The 18,437-nt window shown below is 59.7% G+C and carries 18 protein-coding genes; 4 read left to right on the forward strand and 14 right to left on the reverse strand.

Annotated features, from left to right (window positions below; genetic code table 11):
- Window positions 1–277: 277 nt before the first annotated feature.
- The 5 genes from ftsL to NX84_RS09355 form a co-directional block, all read right to left on the reverse strand.
- A complete protein-coding gene (gene ftsL, locus NX84_RS09335) occupies window positions 278–1,054 on the reverse strand; it encodes a cell division protein FtsL (RefSeq protein WP_231913800.1) in 777 nt (258 codons plus the stop codon).
- Between the two features lie 50 nt (window positions 1,055–1,104).
- The gene (rsmH, locus tag NX84_RS09340; protein ID WP_039676105.1) at window positions 1,105–2,148 is read right to left on the reverse strand and encodes a 16S rRNA (cytosine(1402)-N(4))-methyltransferase RsmH; all 1,044 of its coding nucleotides are present in this window, start codon (window positions 2,146–2,148) and stop codon (window positions 1,105–1,107) included.
- Between the two features lie 167 nt (window positions 2,149–2,315).
- Entirely contained in the window at window positions 2,316–2,750 is a 435-nt protein-coding gene (gene mraZ / locus NX84_RS09345; RefSeq protein WP_010190539.1) for a division/cell wall cluster transcriptional repressor MraZ, read from the reverse strand.
- Between the two features lie 503 nt (window positions 2,751–3,253).
- A complete protein-coding gene (locus NX84_RS09350) occupies window positions 3,254–3,655 on the reverse strand; it encodes a DUF3040 domain-containing protein (RefSeq protein WP_039676109.1) in 402 nt (133 codons plus the stop codon).
- Between the two features lie 167 nt (window positions 3,656–3,822).
- Window positions 3,823–4,266 carry an SAV_6107 family HEPN domain-containing protein gene (locus tag NX84_RS09355; protein WP_039676111.1) on the reverse strand — a complete coding sequence of 148 codons (444 nt, stop codon included), beginning with the start codon at window positions 4,264–4,266 and terminating at the stop codon, window positions 3,823–3,825.
- Between the two features lie 272 nt (window positions 4,267–4,538).
- Between NX84_RS09355 and NX84_RS09360 the strand changes: the two genes are divergently transcribed.
- Genes NX84_RS09360 through NX84_RS09370 form a run of 3 tightly spaced genes read left to right on the forward strand, consistent with a single transcriptional unit; the run spans window position 4,539 to window position 7,796 of the window.
- Window positions 4,539–5,123 carry a GNAT family N-acetyltransferase gene (locus NX84_RS09360; RefSeq protein WP_039676113.1) on the forward strand — a complete coding sequence of 195 codons (585 nt, stop codon included), beginning with the start codon at window positions 4,539–4,541 and terminating at the stop codon, window positions 5,121–5,123.
- Between the two features lie 32 nt (window positions 5,124–5,155).
- A complete protein-coding gene (locus NX84_RS09365; protein ID WP_039676114.1) occupies window positions 5,156–6,247 on the forward strand; it encodes a polyprenyl synthetase family protein in 1,092 nt (363 codons plus the stop codon).
- Window position 6,248: 1 nt separating this feature from the next.
- Entirely contained in the window at window positions 6,249–7,796 is a 1,548-nt protein-coding gene (locus tag NX84_RS09370; protein ID WP_052319734.1) for an alpha-(1->6)-mannopyranosyltransferase A, read from the forward strand.
- Here the strand turns inward: NX84_RS09370 and NX84_RS09375 are convergent.
- Window positions 7,765–8,163 (reverse strand): Rv2175c family DNA-binding protein, encoded by a 399-nt coding sequence (locus tag NX84_RS09375; RefSeq protein WP_039676115.1) that lies wholly within the window; start codon window positions 8,161–8,163, stop codon window positions 7,765–7,767. The two genes, NX84_RS09370 and NX84_RS09375, sit on opposite strands and share 32 nt — an antisense overlap.
- A gap of 50 nt (window positions 8,164–8,213) precedes the next feature.
- On the opposite strand from NX84_RS09375, the gene NX84_RS09380 reads away from it, so the two are divergent.
- Window positions 8,214–9,452 carry a protein kinase domain-containing protein gene (locus NX84_RS09380; protein ID WP_039676117.1) on the forward strand — a complete coding sequence of 413 codons (1,239 nt, stop codon included), beginning with the start codon at window positions 8,214–8,216 and terminating at the stop codon, window positions 9,450–9,452.
- A 3-nt stretch (window positions 9,453–9,455) separates the two neighbouring features.
- Here the strand turns inward: NX84_RS09380 and NX84_RS09385 are convergent, their stop codons facing one another.
- From NX84_RS09385 to NX84_RS09420, 8 genes are all read right to left on the reverse strand, one after another.
- Window positions 9,456–10,844: a class II 3-deoxy-7-phosphoheptulonate synthase gene (locus NX84_RS09385; RefSeq protein WP_039676119.1), complete on the reverse strand. Its 1,389-nt coding sequence runs from the start codon at window positions 10,842–10,844 to the stop codon at window positions 9,456–9,458.
- Window positions 10,845–10,904: 60 nt separating this feature from the next.
- Window positions 10,905–11,414, reverse strand: a complete 510-nt coding sequence (locus tag NX84_RS09390; protein ID WP_039676283.1) for a polyadenylate-specific 3'-exoribonuclease AS — start codon at window positions 11,412–11,414, stop codon at window positions 10,905–10,907.
- Window positions 11,415–11,522: 108 nt separating this feature from the next.
- On the reverse strand, window positions 11,523–12,704 hold the full coding sequence (locus NX84_RS09395; RefSeq protein ID WP_052319735.1) for an acyltransferase family protein: 1,182 nt from the start codon (window positions 12,702–12,704) through the stop codon (window positions 11,523–11,525).
- 3 nt (window positions 12,705–12,707) lie between these two features.
- Window positions 12,708–13,454 carry a lysophospholipid acyltransferase family protein gene (locus NX84_RS09400; RefSeq protein WP_039676121.1) on the reverse strand — a complete coding sequence of 249 codons (747 nt, stop codon included), beginning with the start codon at window positions 13,452–13,454 and terminating at the stop codon, window positions 12,708–12,710.
- A gap of 67 nt (window positions 13,455–13,521) precedes the next feature.
- A complete protein-coding gene (locus tag NX84_RS09405; protein WP_039676122.1) occupies window positions 13,522–14,478 on the reverse strand; it encodes an ROK family protein in 957 nt (318 codons plus the stop codon).
- A 23-nt stretch (window positions 14,479–14,501) separates the two neighbouring features.
- The gene (locus NX84_RS09410) at window positions 14,502–15,635 is read right to left on the reverse strand and encodes a glycosyltransferase family 4 protein (protein WP_039676124.1); all 1,134 of its coding nucleotides are present in this window, start codon (window positions 15,633–15,635) and stop codon (window positions 14,502–14,504) included.
- Between the two features lie 3 nt (window positions 15,636–15,638).
- Complete coding sequence (locus tag NX84_RS09415) at window positions 15,639–16,685, reverse strand: C40 family peptidase (RefSeq protein ID WP_039676286.1); 1,047 nt, start codon at window positions 16,683–16,685, stop codon at window positions 15,639–15,641.
- A gap of 166 nt (window positions 16,686–16,851) precedes the next feature.
- Window positions 16,852–17,490 carry a C40 family peptidase gene (locus NX84_RS09420; protein ID WP_039676287.1) on the reverse strand — a complete coding sequence of 213 codons (639 nt, stop codon included), beginning with the start codon at window positions 17,488–17,490 and terminating at the stop codon, window positions 16,852–16,854.
- Between the last annotated feature and the right edge of the window lie 947 nt (window positions 17,491–18,437).

The raw sequence follows: 18,437 nt of genomic DNA on the forward strand, positions 1-18,437 counted from the left end.
GCCGGTCCGCGGATTCTTGTCTCGCGTCGCGGGGATAACCCTATCGGCCTCATATCGCTGCCGGGGCTGGTGCGCTGTGCCACGTGGTTGGGAAGCACGGGCCGTGGAAGGGCGCCTCGGGCGCCGACCACCGTTGTGTGGTGGAGTCACACGTCACCTTTCTTTCTGCAGCAGATGGGCCTGGTTTGCCGCCGCGAGCGGCGAGCCTACTTACCCCCGAATTGTGCCCTATGATCACCGCGTGCCCTCGCAGGCACGCGCGGGCAGTGGTCGGAATCTAACCGCGAGCTGCGTAGGGCGCCTGTGCCGGAATATCCGGAAGCTCCACGCCGCCTTCTGCCGGGGCAGATTCTTCCGCGTGGCCCTCATGCTCCGCAGAAGCATCGCGCTCTGCATCGTCCCGGTGTGGCTGACCATTGTGGAGGTTCGGACGAGCATTGAGGTTGTCGGACATATTGGCCGTAGCGTTGGGATCACTCGAAGCACGGCCCGGGCGAACTGGCTCGCCGTTGACGTCCACGACGGATTCCATCTCGGGAGTGGCTTCTCGTTTCTCTTCAAGCTTGCCCTCGCCATTTACTTCAACGATGCCCGGCTGCACTGGGATGCCCATTTTGGCTTCGTGCGCCCGGCGGGCAACATCCGAGGCTGAGCGAACATTCTCCAAGTCCCGGTTGAGGGTCTCCAGCTGGTTATCAAGCGTTGATTCATGTGCCGTGAGCTGTTGAATCTTGAACGTTTGCGAAGTCGACAGACCTGATAGCCACATCGCCCCTACGACGCCAGTGATAAGCAAAGTAATGGCGATGACTGACAGCCGCGCAAAGCGTCCATTGTTCTGGGGCTTATGAACGACGCGGCGCCCGCGGTTGCTGACGACCTGCTTCGAGCCGAGACGGCCTCCACGCAGCCCCTCACTCTTGCGGCGAGTAGGCACGGTTCCGCGGTGCGGGGAACGGCTGGGCAGCGGAGTCGTGCGGCGGCTGCGCTCAAGCAGCGCGGTTGACCGACCAGCGTGGTCGGATCCAGTGGTGAAATCGCGGCTTGCTCCCATGGTAGGGGTCCTCTCGTGGTGGCGGGAAAGGGCTGTGCGGTCTCGAAGCGTCATGATGTTCCTCCCGGGTCATGGAACGACGGGGTTCCATCCACTCGTTCCAAGGCGCGAACGCGTACTGACGCGGCCCGCGAGTTTTCAGCCATTTCTTCCTCGCTGGCCTTTTCCGCACCACGCGTCACGATGGAATAGTGGGCGGCTGTCCCGGGAAGATCCATCGGTAAACCTGCCGGAGTGGTGGAAGTGCTGAGCTCTTTGAAGGCCTGCTTCACAATGCGGTCCTCGAGGGACTGGTAGCTCATGAACACCGCACGCCCGCCAACGGAAAGCGCATCCGTAATGACGGGAATAACCTGCTCGATGGCCTCAAGTTCCCGGTTAACCTCCACGCGCAGCGCCTGAAAAGTACGTTTCGCTGGGTGCCCTCCGGTGCGGCGAGTTGCTGCCGGAATCACGTCATACAGCAACTCGACGAGACGAGCAGACGTGGTGAAGGGTTCCTTCTCCCGTTCTTTGAGCACTGCGGAGGCAATCTTGCCGGCAAAACGTTCATCACCATAGGTTTTGAGCACGCGGGCGAGGTCACCGTGGCTGTAGGTATTGAGCACATCTGCAGCCGTTATCCCTTGACTCGGGTCCATACGCATATCCAGCGGTGCATCTGTCTTATACGCAAAGCCACGGTCCACTTGGTCGAGCTGCATGGAGGACACACCTAAGTCAAAGAGCGCTCCCGCCACGCCGTTGTTGCGGGCAGCAACGAAAATCTCGTGTTCACCACGCGCAATAGCGCCTCCGACCTCATCGAAACGGGCATTAACTCCAACAAAGCGATCAGGGAAAGCGGAGAGGCGCTGCGAGGCATTGCTCAATGATTGCCCATCCCTATCCACGCCAATAATGCGCACGGAAGGGAACTTCTGGAGGAAGTACTCACTGTGGCCGCCCGCCCCTAGCGTGCCGTCCACGATGACGGCATTCTCCCCTGCCGCCTCAACTGCGGGTGCCAGCAACTGCGCCATGCGCTCACGCATGACGGGTACGTGACCGTGGTTGTCGTTCACGTCGTAGGTGATGGTCTCATCCTGTGCCACAGCCCGCTGTCCCCCTTCCTCAAGGCGCCTGAGTTCGCTGTCTGGTTTGGTCGATAAAGATTGAGTGCGTATAGGGCCCTGTCCGAGGAAGGCTTCTGATGTCGGGGAAGTACACCAGATCATCTTCCTCGGGCAGAGTCCGTACACGCACTCCTGTTGTCCCGGCCTTACAAAAGACCGGCAAGCACGTCGTCGGCATCTGCTGCCGAATAAGCGTCTTCAGTTTGCGCCTGGTACTCAGCCCACGCGGCTGCGTCCCAGATTTCGAGGAAATCAACTGAGCCAACGACTACGCACTCCTTGGTGAGGTTTGCGTATTCGCGGTGACCCGCGGACAACGTGATACGCCCGTGCCCATCAGGACGCTGCTCGTCCGCACTTGCCGCCAAGTTACGGATAAACGCACGCGCGTCTGGGTTGGTACGTGACACAGCCGCTGCTTTCCTGGCTCGTGCCGCGAACTCCTCCCGCGGATACACCGCGAGCGAATGATCCTGCCCCTTGGTGACCATGAGGCCACCGGCCAGTTCTTCACGAAACTTCGCCGGAAGCGTGAGCCGCCCTTTGTCATCGAGCTTGGGAGTGTAGGTACCGAGAAACATCCCGGGTCCACCTTCCTGTCACTCGAAAACTCCGGATTCCTCTCGCGACAAGAGATCAACTCTCCTCCGCTACGCCCCACTCTACCCCACTTTCCCCCACCTTCCACACCTTGAAGGCAAAATACACACGCGTGTCTCACTATAACCGCAGATAAATAGCCCGTTTTTCAGTGGGGGAAATTCCCCATCACCCCCTTGACACACCTTCCAAATAACCCCATCTAACACTTTAGAATCATGTGCAACTTGGGTAGCTTTACCCACTATTCCCCCTACAGCTCCCCGCTTCCTGCAGAATCAACCAAAAGTTGACTCCCAGTTATCCGCCCAGCACGGGAACCAACACCCTCACGGCCACCCCAGTGGGACAAAGTGGGGAATGTGGGGTGCAGTGGGGGCACAGCGGTACGCCCCGACAGATCACAAAAGCGCCGCACCTCCTACACGCGATGACTAACGTCATCACCGGAAAGGAGTGCGGCGCTGAAAACTAATGAGAGCTTTTAACGCTCCTCGAAGCGACGGCGGAAGTTATCTTCCAAACGGTCACCCATACCACCATTTCGCTTCTTCGACTGCTTGGCACGGGGCGATGACGGCGCAGAAACAGACATCAACGAGTCCTCAGAGTTTCCACGCAACATCCAGACACCTGCGCCAAACATCACAAGGAAGCCGAGAATGGAGAGTGCGATAAACCACAGCGACTGCTGTGCGAGGGCGATACCGCCCACCATCATGCACAGGCCGACGACAACGAGTGCCACGCCGCGGAGGGTAATGGCGCCTGTTCCCCCACCAAAGGAGGAATCGCCAGACACAGACGCACCAAAGTCAGGGTCATTGGCCAGCAACGACTGCTCAATTTCACGCAGCGCTTGCTGTTCTTGCTCAGAAAGGGCCACAGCGTCCTCCGTAGTGAGTTTCGGGTAAACGAGGTCTTTTTAGGGGATATCTACCTCTATAACGTCAAGAGTAGCGAGATAGTTCCCGCAAAGACAGTCCGTCCCCCTGCACCCGGCCGCTACGTCACCGCAATCACAATAATGACTGCATTTTGCTGCCAATCTCGCTACGCAGCCATACCACCGAAGCCGAGTTCAGATTCGGTCGCGTCCACATATCGCGCAGCGAGCGCCAGATACTCAAAGACGGCATCCTCATTGGGAACTGGATCCATTCCCGATGCCACACGGGAGCGCACCCGCGAGTAGTCCTTAAACTCTGCTGCCCACTGAGCGTCCGCCGGACCTATCAGGGCAACCTGCTCCCATGCAGAGGTAGGCAGACGGCGACGCCGGGACACCGACGACGCTGCTACTCGCGCCCCTGCTGCACGCAGCGATGCACGATAGGCCATCTCAAGAGCATCCTCGAAGCGGCCGCGCGCAGCGCTCGCACGGGCACCGGCAAGCAAATCGAGGGCCTGAGCTACGAAGCGATCGCGCCGGACGCCCTGCAGCGAATCTCGCTTACGCCCCCGCGCCGCCGCCGTTGCTGAAATTACCTGTGACATGACCACTCCTCCTTGTTTTCCATAACCACGCCCACCGCGCGTGTACCTGCGATATTTGCCTGTAACGTTTGCTTGAGACGTTGTCCTGCGTTTCTGCGACTCACTGTAGAACCACCTCCGTACATTCACTCCTAATATTAGTTCACATGTTCGATTTAGGCAATGGTTCAAGCTCATCACTTTGACGTTTTTCGAACATTAACACGAGGAAGCCATTGCCCATTTTTCGGTTTCGCTTTCGCCAGCTGTGCTGATCTGCTGTTATTAGAACTGTGAGTTATACGCTGCGCCGCTTGAGCCCCCAAGAGTTCGCGATCGCTCTTCCGCAGTTGGTAGACATCTATATCGAGGCCATGGGCTACTCACCTGCAATGCGTGACAACTCGATCGCCCGCTGGAAGTCAGACCTCATGCGGCCGGGGTTTTCCTGCGTAGTCGCCACCACCGAGTACGGAATCTCCGGCTTTGCCTACGGTTTCCTGGGCTCCCCTGATACGTGGTGGGATAGGCAACTTCGCCGAGCACTGATGACTATTGGCGGCCCCAGCCCGGAGCAGGAGGACATCCTCCACAATTATTTTGAGCTCGCAGAAATCCATGTCCGCCCAGCAGAACAGGGTCACGGGCTTGGCCGCAGCATTCTCGAAGCCCTCGCCTGGAACCTCCCGGCGCGCTATATTCTCCTATCCACCCCCGAGCATCCAGACGAAGCCAACTCCGCTTTCCGCCTATATCGCCGCATGGGTTTCACGGACTTTCTACGCCAGCTCTACTACCCCGCCGATTCGCGGCCTTTCGCCATCCTGCAGTCCTCGGTACCGCTCACGCCCGTCGACACCACCCAACCTGGCGCCTAACCTGCTCACCCCTGCCAGGTATCGTGGCAGGTGTGACTGAACCGAAGATTCCTTCCTTGGACGATATCCCCGCTGCTGTGCGCGCTGAGCTCGCCCTCTTTCTTGAAGAGCAGCGAGACTCCATCGCCGCTATTGGCCAGCCGGTAACCAACGCCATCTCCTACTTGGAATCCTTTGTCCTCGATGGTGGAAAACGCATCCGCCCGCTCTACGCCTGGGCTGGCTTCGTGGGTGCGCGCGGTCTAGAGGGAACGGAATCGCCGGAGGCAATGCTGCGCGCTGCCTCCTCACTCGAGTTCATCCAAGCGTGCGCTCTTATCCACGATGACATTGTGGATGCCTCGGACACCCGGCGTGGAAACCCCACAGTTCACCGAGGCGTCGCTGCCCGCCACCGCGAGTTGGGATTGAATGGGGACTCAGATTTCTTCGGTCAATCGCTAGCCATCCTCATCGGCGATATGGCACTGGTCTGGGCAGAAGACATGCTCCAGGATTCAGGCCTGAGCTCTGAGGCTCTTGCCCGCGTGCGCGCCCCCTGGCGCGGTATGCGCCGCGAGGTGATTGGCGGCCAGATGCTGGATATCTCACTTGAGGCTGAGGGGTCCGAGGATGCTTCCTTGGCAGACTCCGTCAACCGGTTTAAGACGGCTGCCTACACCATCGAACGCCCCCTCCATCTAGGCGCGGCTGTGGCAGGGGCATCGGAGAAGCTCATCGCTGCCTTCCGCGGCTATGGCCGCGATATTGGTATCGCCTTTCAGCTTCGTGATGACCTCCTTGGCGTCTTTGGTGACCCTGCTATTACCGGTAAACCGGCCGGTGATGATCTTCGCGAAGGTAAACGCACTGTCTTGCTTTCTCTCGCGCTGCAGCGCGCAGATGCCACTGACCCTGCCGCCGCGGCAGAGCTTCGTCGCCTCATTGGCCAAACCGAAGACCCCGCAGAAATTTCGCGTATGGCTGAGATTATCGTTGCGTCGGGAGCGCCGGACGTCGTCGAGCAGCGCATTAGTGAGCTAACGCAGTCGGGTCTGTCGCACTTGCACGCCGCTCAAGTTTCCCCAGAAGTCACGGCGACGCTGGAGGATCTTGCCCGCAAATCCACCGCCCGCCGGATGTAGCATGGCTGCCCGCACATCCACGCGTATTGCCCTACGCATCCCCAACCCGCTTCCCTTGGGCATTGTCGCCAGCATCATTCTGGCGTTGGCGTCCTTCTCCGGCGGCGCTACCCGCAACCGGGGCGGGGCGTTGGAGGCGCTCAATATTGGCTTCCTCGCCTATGGGCACGGCCGCAACATCGGCATGGTGCTGTATTGGGTTGGTCTCTTCGGCCTGGTGGGTGCGTGGGTCCTGGCTGGGCGCCATGTTATTGCCCCGCAGCTCAAGGACCCGAAACCAGAGGGAGGTCTACGCGACATCCAGCGCATGTTGCTCAGCTGGATTGCCCCCTTGCTGATGGCCGCACCACTCGCGTCCCGAGATGTCTATTCCTATCTCATGCAGGGAGCCATGGTGCGGGACGGCTTCGATCCCTATACCGAAGGTGCCGCGGTCAATCCCGGGCCTTTCCTCCTGGAAGTGTCCCACGACTGGCGCAACACCACCACGCCTTATGGGCCGCTGCATTTGTGGATGGGCAAAGGCGTCACACAGTTGGTTGGTGACCACGTTGCTGCCGGCATCATCGTCTACAAGATCATTTCCGTCATCGGCTTCGCAGCCATTGCCTGGTCCATTCCGCGTCTGGCCCGCGCTATCGGCGGCGATCCTGCATTAGCGCTGTGGCTGGGTGTGGCCAACCCCGTCATGATTCTGCATCTCATCGGCGGCATGCACAACGAATCCGTCATGGTTGGCCTGGTCTCCCTGGGGCTTCTCGCAGCGGTGCACCACAAGTTCCATATCAGCCTTCTGCTCGTGGGCATTGCGGTCTCACTCAAAGCAACGGCCGTCTTCGCCGCACCGTTCATCGTGTGGCTCATGGTTCACCACTGGGCACCGGAAGGGACGAAGGCGCTCAAACGCGTCGGTGTTTTCCTTCTATCCGGAATCATTGCCGTGGCTGAGGTCGCGTTAGCGGTGGCAGTGATCACGTGGGCGTCGGGAAGCTCGTGGGGCTGGCTCTCACAGATTAGCGGCAACTCCAAGGTGATTAACCCGTTAGCAGGGCCGACGCTGCTTGCCGACGTCCTCGTGCCCCTCATCCAATTCTTCTCACCCGATACGACCTACAACGGCGTGCTCGGAGTGCTGCGTTCTGCAGGCATGGTGCTCATGCTGCTCGGGCTCGTCTTGGTGTGGTGGTGGGGACGCACTGGTGTGCGCCGAGCCATCGCCGCCACGGCTGCGGCCTACCAGGTGGCATTCGTCTTCAACTCCGTCACGCTGCCCTGGTACTACGCCTCAGTGTCGACGCTGATGGGCACGTTCCGCCCGCCGCTGCCCATCCTCAAGCTCGCTACGGGCGCCACCTTCTTCATCGGAGTTGCCTTTGCTGGTGACGGAAACCACCAGCTCTACAACTGGTTCTGGGTCATCGGCATGGTAGTCGTGGCATGGAGCGCCACGCAGTGGATCTTTGCTGGTGTTCCTGCAAGGTCGGCGTCTACGTCGTCGGCGTCTAAGACGCCGACGACTAAAAGGCCGAGGCCTGCGCGCGCCGAATAACCTCGCGCGCGAGGTGACCATGCAGTCCATCAATGGGACGGCCGGGCAAAGAATCATCCTCGGTAAACAGGTGCGCGAGGATTTCGTTATCGTGCCACCCGTTGTCCGAAAGCACAGTAATCACGCCCGAGACGTACTTGGAAATGGCGCCCTTTGAGTTAAAGAAGGACGCGGGGACCAGACGGTTTCCCTCCGGGTCACGCCAAGCAATGAATTTGCGGGCATTGAGCAAGTCATAAACGCGGGTGATAGGAAGATCGAGCTTCTCAGCTACGTCCTTGAGCGTCAGCAGCTCCTCGCCAGCGAGCAGCTCGGCCAGCTCGGGATGGGAATTCTCTTCAGGGTTCGCAGAATTAGTCACAGACACAACTGTAGCGGGATCACACTTTGAGGAGAGGATCGACCATACTGGAACCCATGACAAGGCTGAACGTGGGCGACATTCTTGAAGGACGCTATCGCATCGATCAGCCGATCGCCCGCGGCGGCATGTCCACTGTGTACCGCTGCGTGGATATGCGTTTGGGTCGCGCAGTCGCCGCCAAGGTCATGGATGAGCGCTATCACGATGACCCCGTTTTCGTCACTCGCTTCGAGCGCGAGGCCCGCGCCATGGCGCAACTGAGCCACCCCAACCTGGTGGCTGTGCATGACTTCTCTTCCGATGGCCTGCCCATCTATCTCATTATGGAGCTCATCACCGGCGGCACCTTACGCGAGCTTCTCGCTGAGCGTGGCCCCATGCCGCCACATGCCGCCGCCGGTGTCATGCATTCGGTCCTGGCAGGACTCAGCGAAGTCCACGACGCGGGACTCGTGCACCGCGATATCAAGCCGGATAATGTGCTCATCACGAACACACACCGCGTCAAAGTAGGTGACTTCGGTCTCGTGCGCTCAACGCGCGCGGATCACGATAGTTCCGGCCAGATCGTCGGCACCGTCAGCTACCTCTCCCCGGAGCAGGTCACCGGCGCGGAGATTACACCGGCTTCCGACGTCTACTCGGCGGGAATTGTGCTCTTCGAGCTGCTCACAGGCACCGTTCCCTTCAGTGGTGAAACCCCGCTGGCCCATGCCACCGCCCGTGTTCACGCGGACGTCCCCGCGCCTTCCTCACGTATCGAAGGCGTGCCGATGCTTTTCGACGCCCTCGTGGCCACCGCCACCGCACGCCACCCTGGCGAGCGTTTCGCCGATGCACGTGAATTCCTCGATGCTCTGGACGATGTTTCCCGCGAGCTTCAGCTGCCGGCCTTTACAGTCCCCATCCCCCATAATTCGGCCGCTGCCCGCACCGCCGCGGTACCCACGGACTTTGCCGGCACAGGCAATACCCGAGTCTTCGAGGCAACCTCTGCACTCAACACTCCGCGACCTGACGCGCCCCAGCCAGGTGCACCAGACTTCGAGACACGCGTCGAACCGCCCGTGGCTCCCCCACCAGCTGAACCGCCGGCTGCGGTCGAGGAGCCCTACGCTCCTGCCGGTGCCGAAGAAGAACCCGAGGAACGCCCGCTGACCAACCGCAGCGCGGTTTCCCTTTTCGGGTTCCTTATCCTCGTTAGCCTCGCCACGCTCGCCGTTGCGGTGGCGGCGTGGTGGTTTGGCTCCGGAGAATACGGCACGTGGCCGATTCTCTGGAGACCGTACTAGCTTCTAGTTGCGCAGCATCTCCGCGATGAGGAAGGACAGCTCCAGCGATTGCTGGGTGTTCAAACGCGGGTCCACGGCAGACTCGTAGCGGCCCGGCAGATCCACGTCCGTGATGTCCTCCGCGCCACCGAGGCACTCGGTCACGTCCTCACCGGTGAATTCAAGGTGCACGCCGCCCGGGTGGGTGCCCAGCTCGCGGTGAACCTCGAAGAAGCCCTGAACCTCATCGACAATCTTGTCGAAGTGGCGGGTCTTGTAGCCGTTGGACGCGGTGAAGGTGTTGCCGTGCATCGGGTCGGACTGCCAGACCACCTTGTGGCCGGATTCCTCCACTGCCTTGATAATCGGGGGCAGTACGGAGCGCACCTTGTCGTGGCCCATACGAGCAATCATGGTGAGGCGGCCCGGCTCACGGTTCGGGTCAAGCTTTTCCGCGTACTCCACTGCCTGCTCCGGAGTCACGCCAGGGCCCAGCTTGATGCCCACTGGATTGCCAATGATGGACGCAAACGCCACGTGGAAGTCCTCGATGCCGCGGGTACGCTCACCAATCCACAACTGGTGAGCGGACAAGTCATAGAGCTTGGTTTCCCCATTGAAATCCGTACCCAGTCGCAGCATGGAGCGCTCGTAATCCTTCAGCAGGGCTTCGTGAGAGCAGTAAATCTCCGCCGAGCGCAGGGTTTCATCGGACACGCCACAGGCATTCATGAACGCCAGGCCGTTTTCAATCTCGTTGGCCAGAGCCTGGTAACGGGCACCCGCAGGCGAGTTTGCCACGAATTCGCGGTTCCATTCATGCAGGCGGTATAGGTCCGCGGTGCCGGAGTGCGTGAGGGAGCGAACCAGGTTCATCGCGGCCGAAGAGTTTGCGTAGGCACGAATCATGCGGGCGGGGTCGTGGCGGCGAGACTCCTCGTTGGCTTCAACGCCGTTGACGATGTCACCGCGGTAGTTGTACAGGCCGTTCGCATCGAGATCGGAGGAACGCGGCTTCGCGTATTGGCCAGCAATACGGCCCAGCTTCACTACCGGGGTAGACGCGCCATAGGTCAAGACCACAGCCATCTGCAGCAGGGTCTTGATGTTGCCGCGAATGTGCGGCTCAGTGTTGGATTCAAAAGTCTCTGCGCAGTCGCCGCCCTGGAGGAGGAAAGCTTTGCCCAAGGCGACGTCGGCAAGCTTGCGCTTGAGCTCCTCAATTTCCGGGGCCACGACGATGGGCGGGACCGATTCCAGAATCTTGCGCACGTTATCTGCTTGCAGCTGGTCCCAGCTAGGCTGTTGCTTGGCCTCACGTGCAATAACGTCCTGGAACTTCTCGTTGATGCCCTCCGGCAGCGGCGGCAGATCAGGAAGCACTTCTTTGGGAATATCTACTGTCCAACTCACACCCAGTATTAAACCATCTCGCGCCTATAGTGCGTTAGTTAATCCCCCGATTGCCCCACCTTATAGATTCACGCGGTTGCCGCGGCTCAACGGCAGGTGTTGCTCGCAGGCGCGGAACTTGGCGAGGTTATGGCGGGCGTCGACAAGCGCATCGTGGTTCCCATTCGGCACGGGCGGCAGCGTGGGGCGGCCGGCAAACTCCCAATACTGCTTCAGCTCACGCGTATAGCGCGGCATTCCCTTGGGCAGCCCAGCCATGTCACCCCAGAGCTGTGCCAAGACCACATGGTCATAGGCGCCGACCCATGCCCACAGCTCAATGGGGCTGGAGTGACCGCCCATAAACTCGAGGAGTTCCTCACGGATCGTAGCGCGGGACTTCCATACCGGGTTCCCGGGGCTCGGCAGCTTGTCCAGGACGTTCTCACGTACCCAGGCGTTCGCCTTGGAGGGGTCGAAATCGGTGGACACGGCATAGTATTCGCTACCGTCTTCGCCCACGATGCCGATGGAGACCAACTCGATGGTCGATCCGTCCTCGATAAACTCGGTGTCGTAGAAGTAGCGCACGGTTTCGTATCCTAGCTTCTCTTCCATTCCCCGTTGTCACTGGGGCCTATACTCAGCACCGCTGCCGCACATGTCCTGGTACTGGTGGCGGCAGAATCTCGGGAACGACTATTTCCTTGTCACTATGCTGCTCATGGCCGCAGCATCGTGGTTGTCCAGTGGCTCAACGGGCTCTGCTTGGCGACGTCCCAGCGCCGGCGGCTTCAGCGACCAGCCCAGCACGGGAATCTTGCCCAGGGCCCACAGCGCCAGTGATGCCAGCCCCGCGTACACCATGCACATGCTCAGCCAGAACCACGTATTGTCCAACGGCCACTGCCCCGCCAGAGAAACCTCTCGTGGGTACAGCGCCATGGGGAAGCCATACAAGACAGTCAGACCAATTGGGTGCCCCAGATAAATCGGGAGCGTGTGCGCGCCGATGAATCTAAGCCCCGTCGACACTGCCGGAATGTAGGACACAGCCACCGCCACGGCGATGCCAAAAGGAACTTCACAGAACTGCTCCACCATGCGCACCAGAATGTGAAGGTCATGGTCAGCCAACACTTCAGCGCCAGGGAACGGCCACGCCATCTCCATAGGTTCGGCACGCTGATCCCAGGCGCGACGAATAAAGAAGCCAACGGCGTAGGCCACCATCATGCCTGAATAAGCCCACAACGTGCGCTGTTCCCAGCGCCCTTGGAATGGCGCCTCGAGGGCATCGGCGAAGGCCGTGATCGCGTCACGGAAGTAGGCCGCTGCCACGAACACGGGCAGGAACATGACTGCCTTGGCAATGGAGTGAAACTCCGCTTGCCACGCCATGAAGAGGATCGGGAAAAAGCTCAACGAAAGCCCCAGCCACCCCGGCAGCGTGCGCACACACCACAGGAAGACATTAAAAAGAATGAGGGCATAGAGGAACCACGCCATGGAGTGGCCAACGAGAAGGCTTGCCATCATCTGGCTCGGATCGAAAATAGGATCCCCAAAGACCCAGTGATACTCCACGCGCTTTGTCTGCTGCTCGATGAGCATCCACACCACATAGGGCACGAAGAAAAACCACAGACGCCGCGTGACCAGTTCGGCAAAGCTGAAGCGAAAAACCTTCTGGGAAAAATAGCCACTGACAAGGAAGAACAAAGGCAAGCGCAGAGGATCTAGCCAGACGTTAAAGGCAGCCAGCCACGTATCTTGGGCCTCTGGTACGGCTAAAGTGACGTGGAGCAACACCACGCCAAGGATGGATAATCCTTTCGCTATATCAGGCCAGGCAAGGCGATGAGAGAGGGAAGAGCTCACAGATTACTGCGCCTCCGAACCGGGCTCGGCCCCTTCCGGGTAGCCGTGTCCAGCTTGCAGGGATGCCTTGACATCAGAGGCGTAGACATCCACATATGGCTGCCCAGTCAGCTCCGCCAACTGCTTCATCACATAGTCCGTGAAAGCGCGGGCAGTGTCGTGGTCTTCTGGGTCTAGGCCGCGTTCTGCTGCCCACGCGGTAGGATCAATAGGCTCGCCCACGCGCATGCCGACGCGCACCGGACGCGGAATCCACGAACCAATGGGGTTAGCCTTTCGCGTATTGATCATGGCAATCGGCAGAACCTTCTCACCAGTGGTCAGCGCAATGCGGGCCATGCCGGTGCGCCCCTTGTAGATGCGGCCATCCGGCGACCGCGTACCTTCTGGGTAAATACCAAACAGATCGCCGCGTCCCATGATGCGCTGCGCGCTGGCCAACATGGCATCGCTAGCGTTCTTATCTACACGGTCAATCGGTACCTGACCCACGGAGCTAAAGAACCACTTCTGCACTCGCCCCACCAGTCCAGGGGTGGTGAAGTATTCGCTCTTAGCCAGGAAGGTGATTTGCCGCGGGCACAGCAGCGGGAAATAGAAGGAATCCATGACCGCTTGATGCGACGACGCCAAGATAGCCGGGCCGGTCTCTGGGATGCGTTCCATACCCTCAGACCATGGACGGTTCCATACCCGCAAGGCAGGGCCAAAGAAGATGTGCTTAAAAGCCCAATACCACTTATTTCGCATCGCTTATAGTCCTATCTCTGGTTGTGCCGGCCACGCGGATGACTCCGCGAAGGGAAAGTGTGCGGTGTTAACCTCGGTGCTCCTGACGGGCGAGATCAGCGACACCGATCATACCTGCCGCCGAGCCCAACTCGGCGGTCGCGACGCGCGCCAAGGGTCGGTGACCGGCACCGACGATCTGTTGCGCCATGCGCTCACGGGCGGTATCGAGGAACAAATCTGCGTCCTGCGAGACGCCCCCACCGATAACAATGAGCTCTGGATCGAGCACGTCCGCCACCATGGACAGACCTTGACCAAGCCACTGCCCGAAGTCCTCCATGACGGTTGTGGCCAGCGGATCTCCTTGACGCGCCGCGGCAGTAATGTCCTCACCGGAGGGCTTGTTAGGAAGCGCGGTCTCATACTTCCCACGCAATTCTGCGAAGGTGTCCGGCAGCGCAGTACCGGAGGCGTAGCGCTCCAGGCAGCCGCGCTTGCCACAAGAGCACAAGCGGCCACCGGGGTTGACAACGAGGTGCCCGAACTCGGGGGCAGTCCCGAACGCTCCTCGGTAGATGCGCCCCTCGGTAAACAACGTAGCGCCGATGCCCGTACCCACGGCAAAAAAGACCCATTCCTTGGCACCGCGGCCGGCGCCGAAACGCCACTCGCCCCACGCAGCCGAATTGGCATCGTGTTCCAAACGAACCGGTACATCTACTCGCTTGCTCAACGTCTCGCGCACAGCGGCGTCACGCCACGGCAGGTGCGGAGCAAAACGCACCACTTCGCAGTCAGGATCCAGGAACCCGGCGAGGGCGAGTCCTACCGCAGTGATGTCATGTCGAGCTGAAAGTTCCTCCACGCACCGAACGATGTCATCTTCCAGCTGGCCAGCATCGGTGGCTGTGGGCACGCTTGTGGAATCTACAATCTCTCCAGCTGCATCGATGACTGCAGCACGAAGGTTGGTGCCGCCGATATCGAAACCAATGGTGAGGCCAGCGTCGTCGCCTTCGGCGGAGGGAGAGTGTTCAAGCATGACTAGTAGGATATACCTCCGACTTAGCTCCGGTCACATTCAAGAACCTCGCGCAGACGCGCTCCCATAATTTCCCACGTCCAGTGCTCCTCCACGTGGCGGCGTCCGGAGGTTGCCATGTGGCGCCTCAGGGGGACGTCGCCAAGCAGCAGCTCCACCGCTTCCTCCACCTCCGCGAGGTCAGACCCCCTCACGACAACGCCTGACTCTGGGGTGATGGTCTCTGGAGCGCCACCGGAATCCCCCGCGATGACCGGCAACCCCGCCGCCTGCGCCTCGAGGTAGACAATCCCCAAACCTTCGACGTCGAGCCCTCCGCCACGGGTGCGGGCTGGCATGGCAAAAATATCGGCCGCATGCAGTGCCATGAGCAGCTCGTCGGTGTCCCGCGCCTCTTTAAGCACTGCATCAGGACAGTACTCCTGCGCTAGTACCCGCAGTGTGGACTCATAGCTTCCACGGCCGATAATAAGCAGCTGGGCATCCGGGTACGTCTGCCGTACTAGCGGCATGGCGCGCAAGAGTTGATCCTGGCCTTTGCGGGGCACCCACCGTGAGATACACACAATGACCGGCCCCTCACCCAAGCCAAAATGCTGACGCGCATTCTCCTTCTGTGCCTCCGTTGCGGGTACAAAGTCCTCGAGGTTCACCGCTGAAGGCAGGTGTACCCACCGCGGGTGTGGGCCAAACGCCCTTGTCAGTCGACGGCGAGTGTACTCCGAAATATAGGTAACAACATCAGATGTGTTTCCAATCCGGCGCAGTGCTTGTCGGGCCCCAGGCAGCATGGACCAGCCCACCTCGTGTCCGTGCGTCGTCGCCACAATGCGGCACGCCCCAGCTTTCCGTGCCGCTGATGCCATCAGCGCAAGAGGCGCTGCCGCACCAAACCACACGGTCTCAATACCGTATTCACGGATGAGGCGCTGCATCTCACGGGCCGTAGCCGGGGTCGGCAGCATCACCTTACGCGGCCACCGCACCACCGTATAGTCCACCGACTTGTCATATTCAGCAGCGGCATCCACATCCTGGGTTGAGGCAAAAACTACGACGTCCTGCGAGTCCAGAGTGCGGAGGAAATCTCGCAGGTAGGACTGAATTCCCCCAATGGTAGGCGGGAAATCATTCGTGACCAAGAGCGTCCGTGACATGCGCTAGTACCGGACAGCACCCTGAACTGGCATCGAATTCAACGGCACCACAGCAACCGGAACACCGTACGTTGATGCATGCACAACCTGCCCATCACCGATATACATACCCACGTGGGTAATACCTGGGTAGTAGCCCACAATGTCGCCTGGCTGCAACTGATCCAGCGGCACCGGCGTGCCACCAGCGATCTGCGCCTGCGACGTACGCGGAATCCTCTTGCCCATCTGCTGGTAGCTCCACACCATCAGACCTGAGCAATCGAAAGTGTCCGGCCCTGCAGAACCCCAACCATACGGTGCGCCCAGACGAGTCATCGCGGCTTGCACGGCAGCAGAACCGGAGCCGTCTGCGAGTGCAGCAAGGTCAATATCGGAGGAGCCGCCAAAGTGCTCAACCCATGCCTGGCGCGCCTCAGGGCTTAAAGCATCAATTTTTTCTTCCAGCTCTTTTTGCTGTTCTTCGAGCTCTGATTGCTCGTCCATCAGCGTTTCACGCTGGCGCTCCAGTTCATCACGGCTACGGCGTGCCTCTTCAGCCGCGTCGACTGCTTCCTGGTGGGCAGAATCGGCCGCTGCGGAAGCAGCAACCATGGCCTCTTCTTCACGCTTTGCGGCCTTCGACAAAGCCCCCAGATACCCCATGCGCTCCACAGCACTAGCGACATCTTCAGCGTCGAGCGCCGCTGCGATTGGTGACGCCGCGTCACGTCGATAGCGCTTTTGCGCCAACGCATCAATTCGCTTCTGCTGCTCGGCCACCGCTACAGACGCCTCATCAGCGTTGCGTTGGGCCCCCGCTGCTTGTGCATCGAGTTCGCCGATTCGTTTCTCGGTCTCCTCGATCTCATCCTCGAGCCCCTTGACTTCCTCGCTTTTAGCGGACACACGCTGAGCGACGTCCGCCATACGCTCAATGAGCCCCGCGAGATCCTCCGGCGCGTCCTCCTGCTGAATCTCCTGAGCGACAACCGAAGGAGCAACAACGGTCAGTGGGACTGCCGTCACCGCACATGCGGTGATGACAGAAGCAAGACGGCGACGCGACATGGACACCCCAGAATCCTAAGAGAATAATAATAGTTGACTGAAGTATAGCCTCAGTCAAGGGAAAATATAACACTACCAAATAACAATAGCGGAACCCCTTCCCCACACTCATCTTCGACGTGACGAGTGTGGCGGAAGGGGTTAAAAATATCCTCTGGGTCGTCTTTTAGAAGCGAACAGCAGAGTGGATCGGCATGTAGTTCAGGGAACGCTCGCCCACCGGGGTGCCAGTGTTCAGCGCGTCAATGATGGTGCCATGGCCGGTGTAGATACCAACGTGGGATGCACCGGAGTAGTAGACGATGATGTCGCCCGGCTGAAGAGCATCCAGGGAGACCTGGGTGCCGGCAGACGCCTGCGCCTGGGAGGTGCGCGGAATCTCCACACCAGCCTGACGGTAAGCCCAGGAGGTCAGACCAGAGCAGTCAAAAGCGCTCGGACCGTTGGCGCCGTATACGTACGGGGAGCCGACTGCAGAACGAGCAGCCTCAAGGACCTTCTCGCCGACAGACTTAACCGGGGCGGGGGCCGGAGCCTCCTGTGCTACCGGCGCCTCAACGGAGGCAGCGTAGCCGGAGCCCTGGTTGGACTTCAGGGACGGGACGTACTTATCCACGTTCGGAACCTGCTTGATGTTCGGAACGTTCTCCAAGCCAGCGACCTCGAAGCGGATGTCGGTGTTCGGAACGACGACCTCGGCGGCGTTGGCGGCAGCCGGTACGGTAACAGCTGCGGTTGCTGCGACAGCAGCGGTGGTTGCAATGCGACGGGTGTTCAGGTTGCCCTGGCGACGGTGCTTAGCCACGAATTCAAACTCCAAATCTTCCAGTGCGCCTACCTTCGCTGCCTCCGAACAGAACGTAGTTCTCTTCGATCGCAACGAAAGCTCTGACCCATGGGCGGGCCTAGCGTTCGACGGTGACCCATTCCTGTAGGACCACCTCCGCTCGGCCCCCGAATTTTAGGAGGGGCCAGACGCGGCGCATAAATCTTCAGTTCGTATTGAGCACCGGTGCTTGGTACACCGTGTCGGTAACTCAATGTCTCGAATAGGTTACGAAACCATCACAAGCGATGTCGAGTTAGAAACACGATTCCCGCTCCGTTACCGTCTTGTTACCAAACGTCAACCCTAAAGAGACCATCACACATTTTCAGGGCCCAATAGCCAAGGTACCCCACACCCCACCTGTCCTCACCTGCAACGACGTGATAACAATAGGATCGCTGGAAACTGGACCATTGCAAGTCTCTTCAAATGGAAACGGTAAGAAAAATTTAGACTGTGAGCTTCCTCACCACACTGTAATGTGGAGTATCAGAAGCCCCACATAACCCTTTCGGCACAGTTTTCCCACCAGGAAAAGTGCCGTCTTCCAGCAGTTTTCATGTCACCCACGTCACCTCGCTCAGAGATCTGGGCCTCAAAACTTCAAGCGGACACGCCCACATCGCAAAGGTAATGCGCAGGTAAACAGAAGGTTACGAGCCACCTCCAAGGGACTTACCCCTGCCCCACTATAGGCACTCAGGCATAAACACGTCAGATGACGCCCTACGGCCGCCTAGCAGCCCCAGCTCCTTTGTTCAGCCGAGCACTCTTGGTCGTCGTGTATTTCGACGAGCAAGCCAGCCTCATCGCCGTCATCCCCTCCCAGAAAGGCATATCTTCGCCGCTGGTGGCGATGGAAGAATCTGCGCAGCCTGTCATGCCGAAGACTTATAGATATAGGTATGTACCAACGCTTTTCC

The sequence above is a fragment of the Corynebacterium minutissimum genome (genome assembly GCF_000805675.1).
Taxonomy (GTDB): domain Bacteria; phylum Actinomycetota; class Actinomycetes; order Mycobacteriales; family Mycobacteriaceae; genus Corynebacterium; species Corynebacterium minutissimum.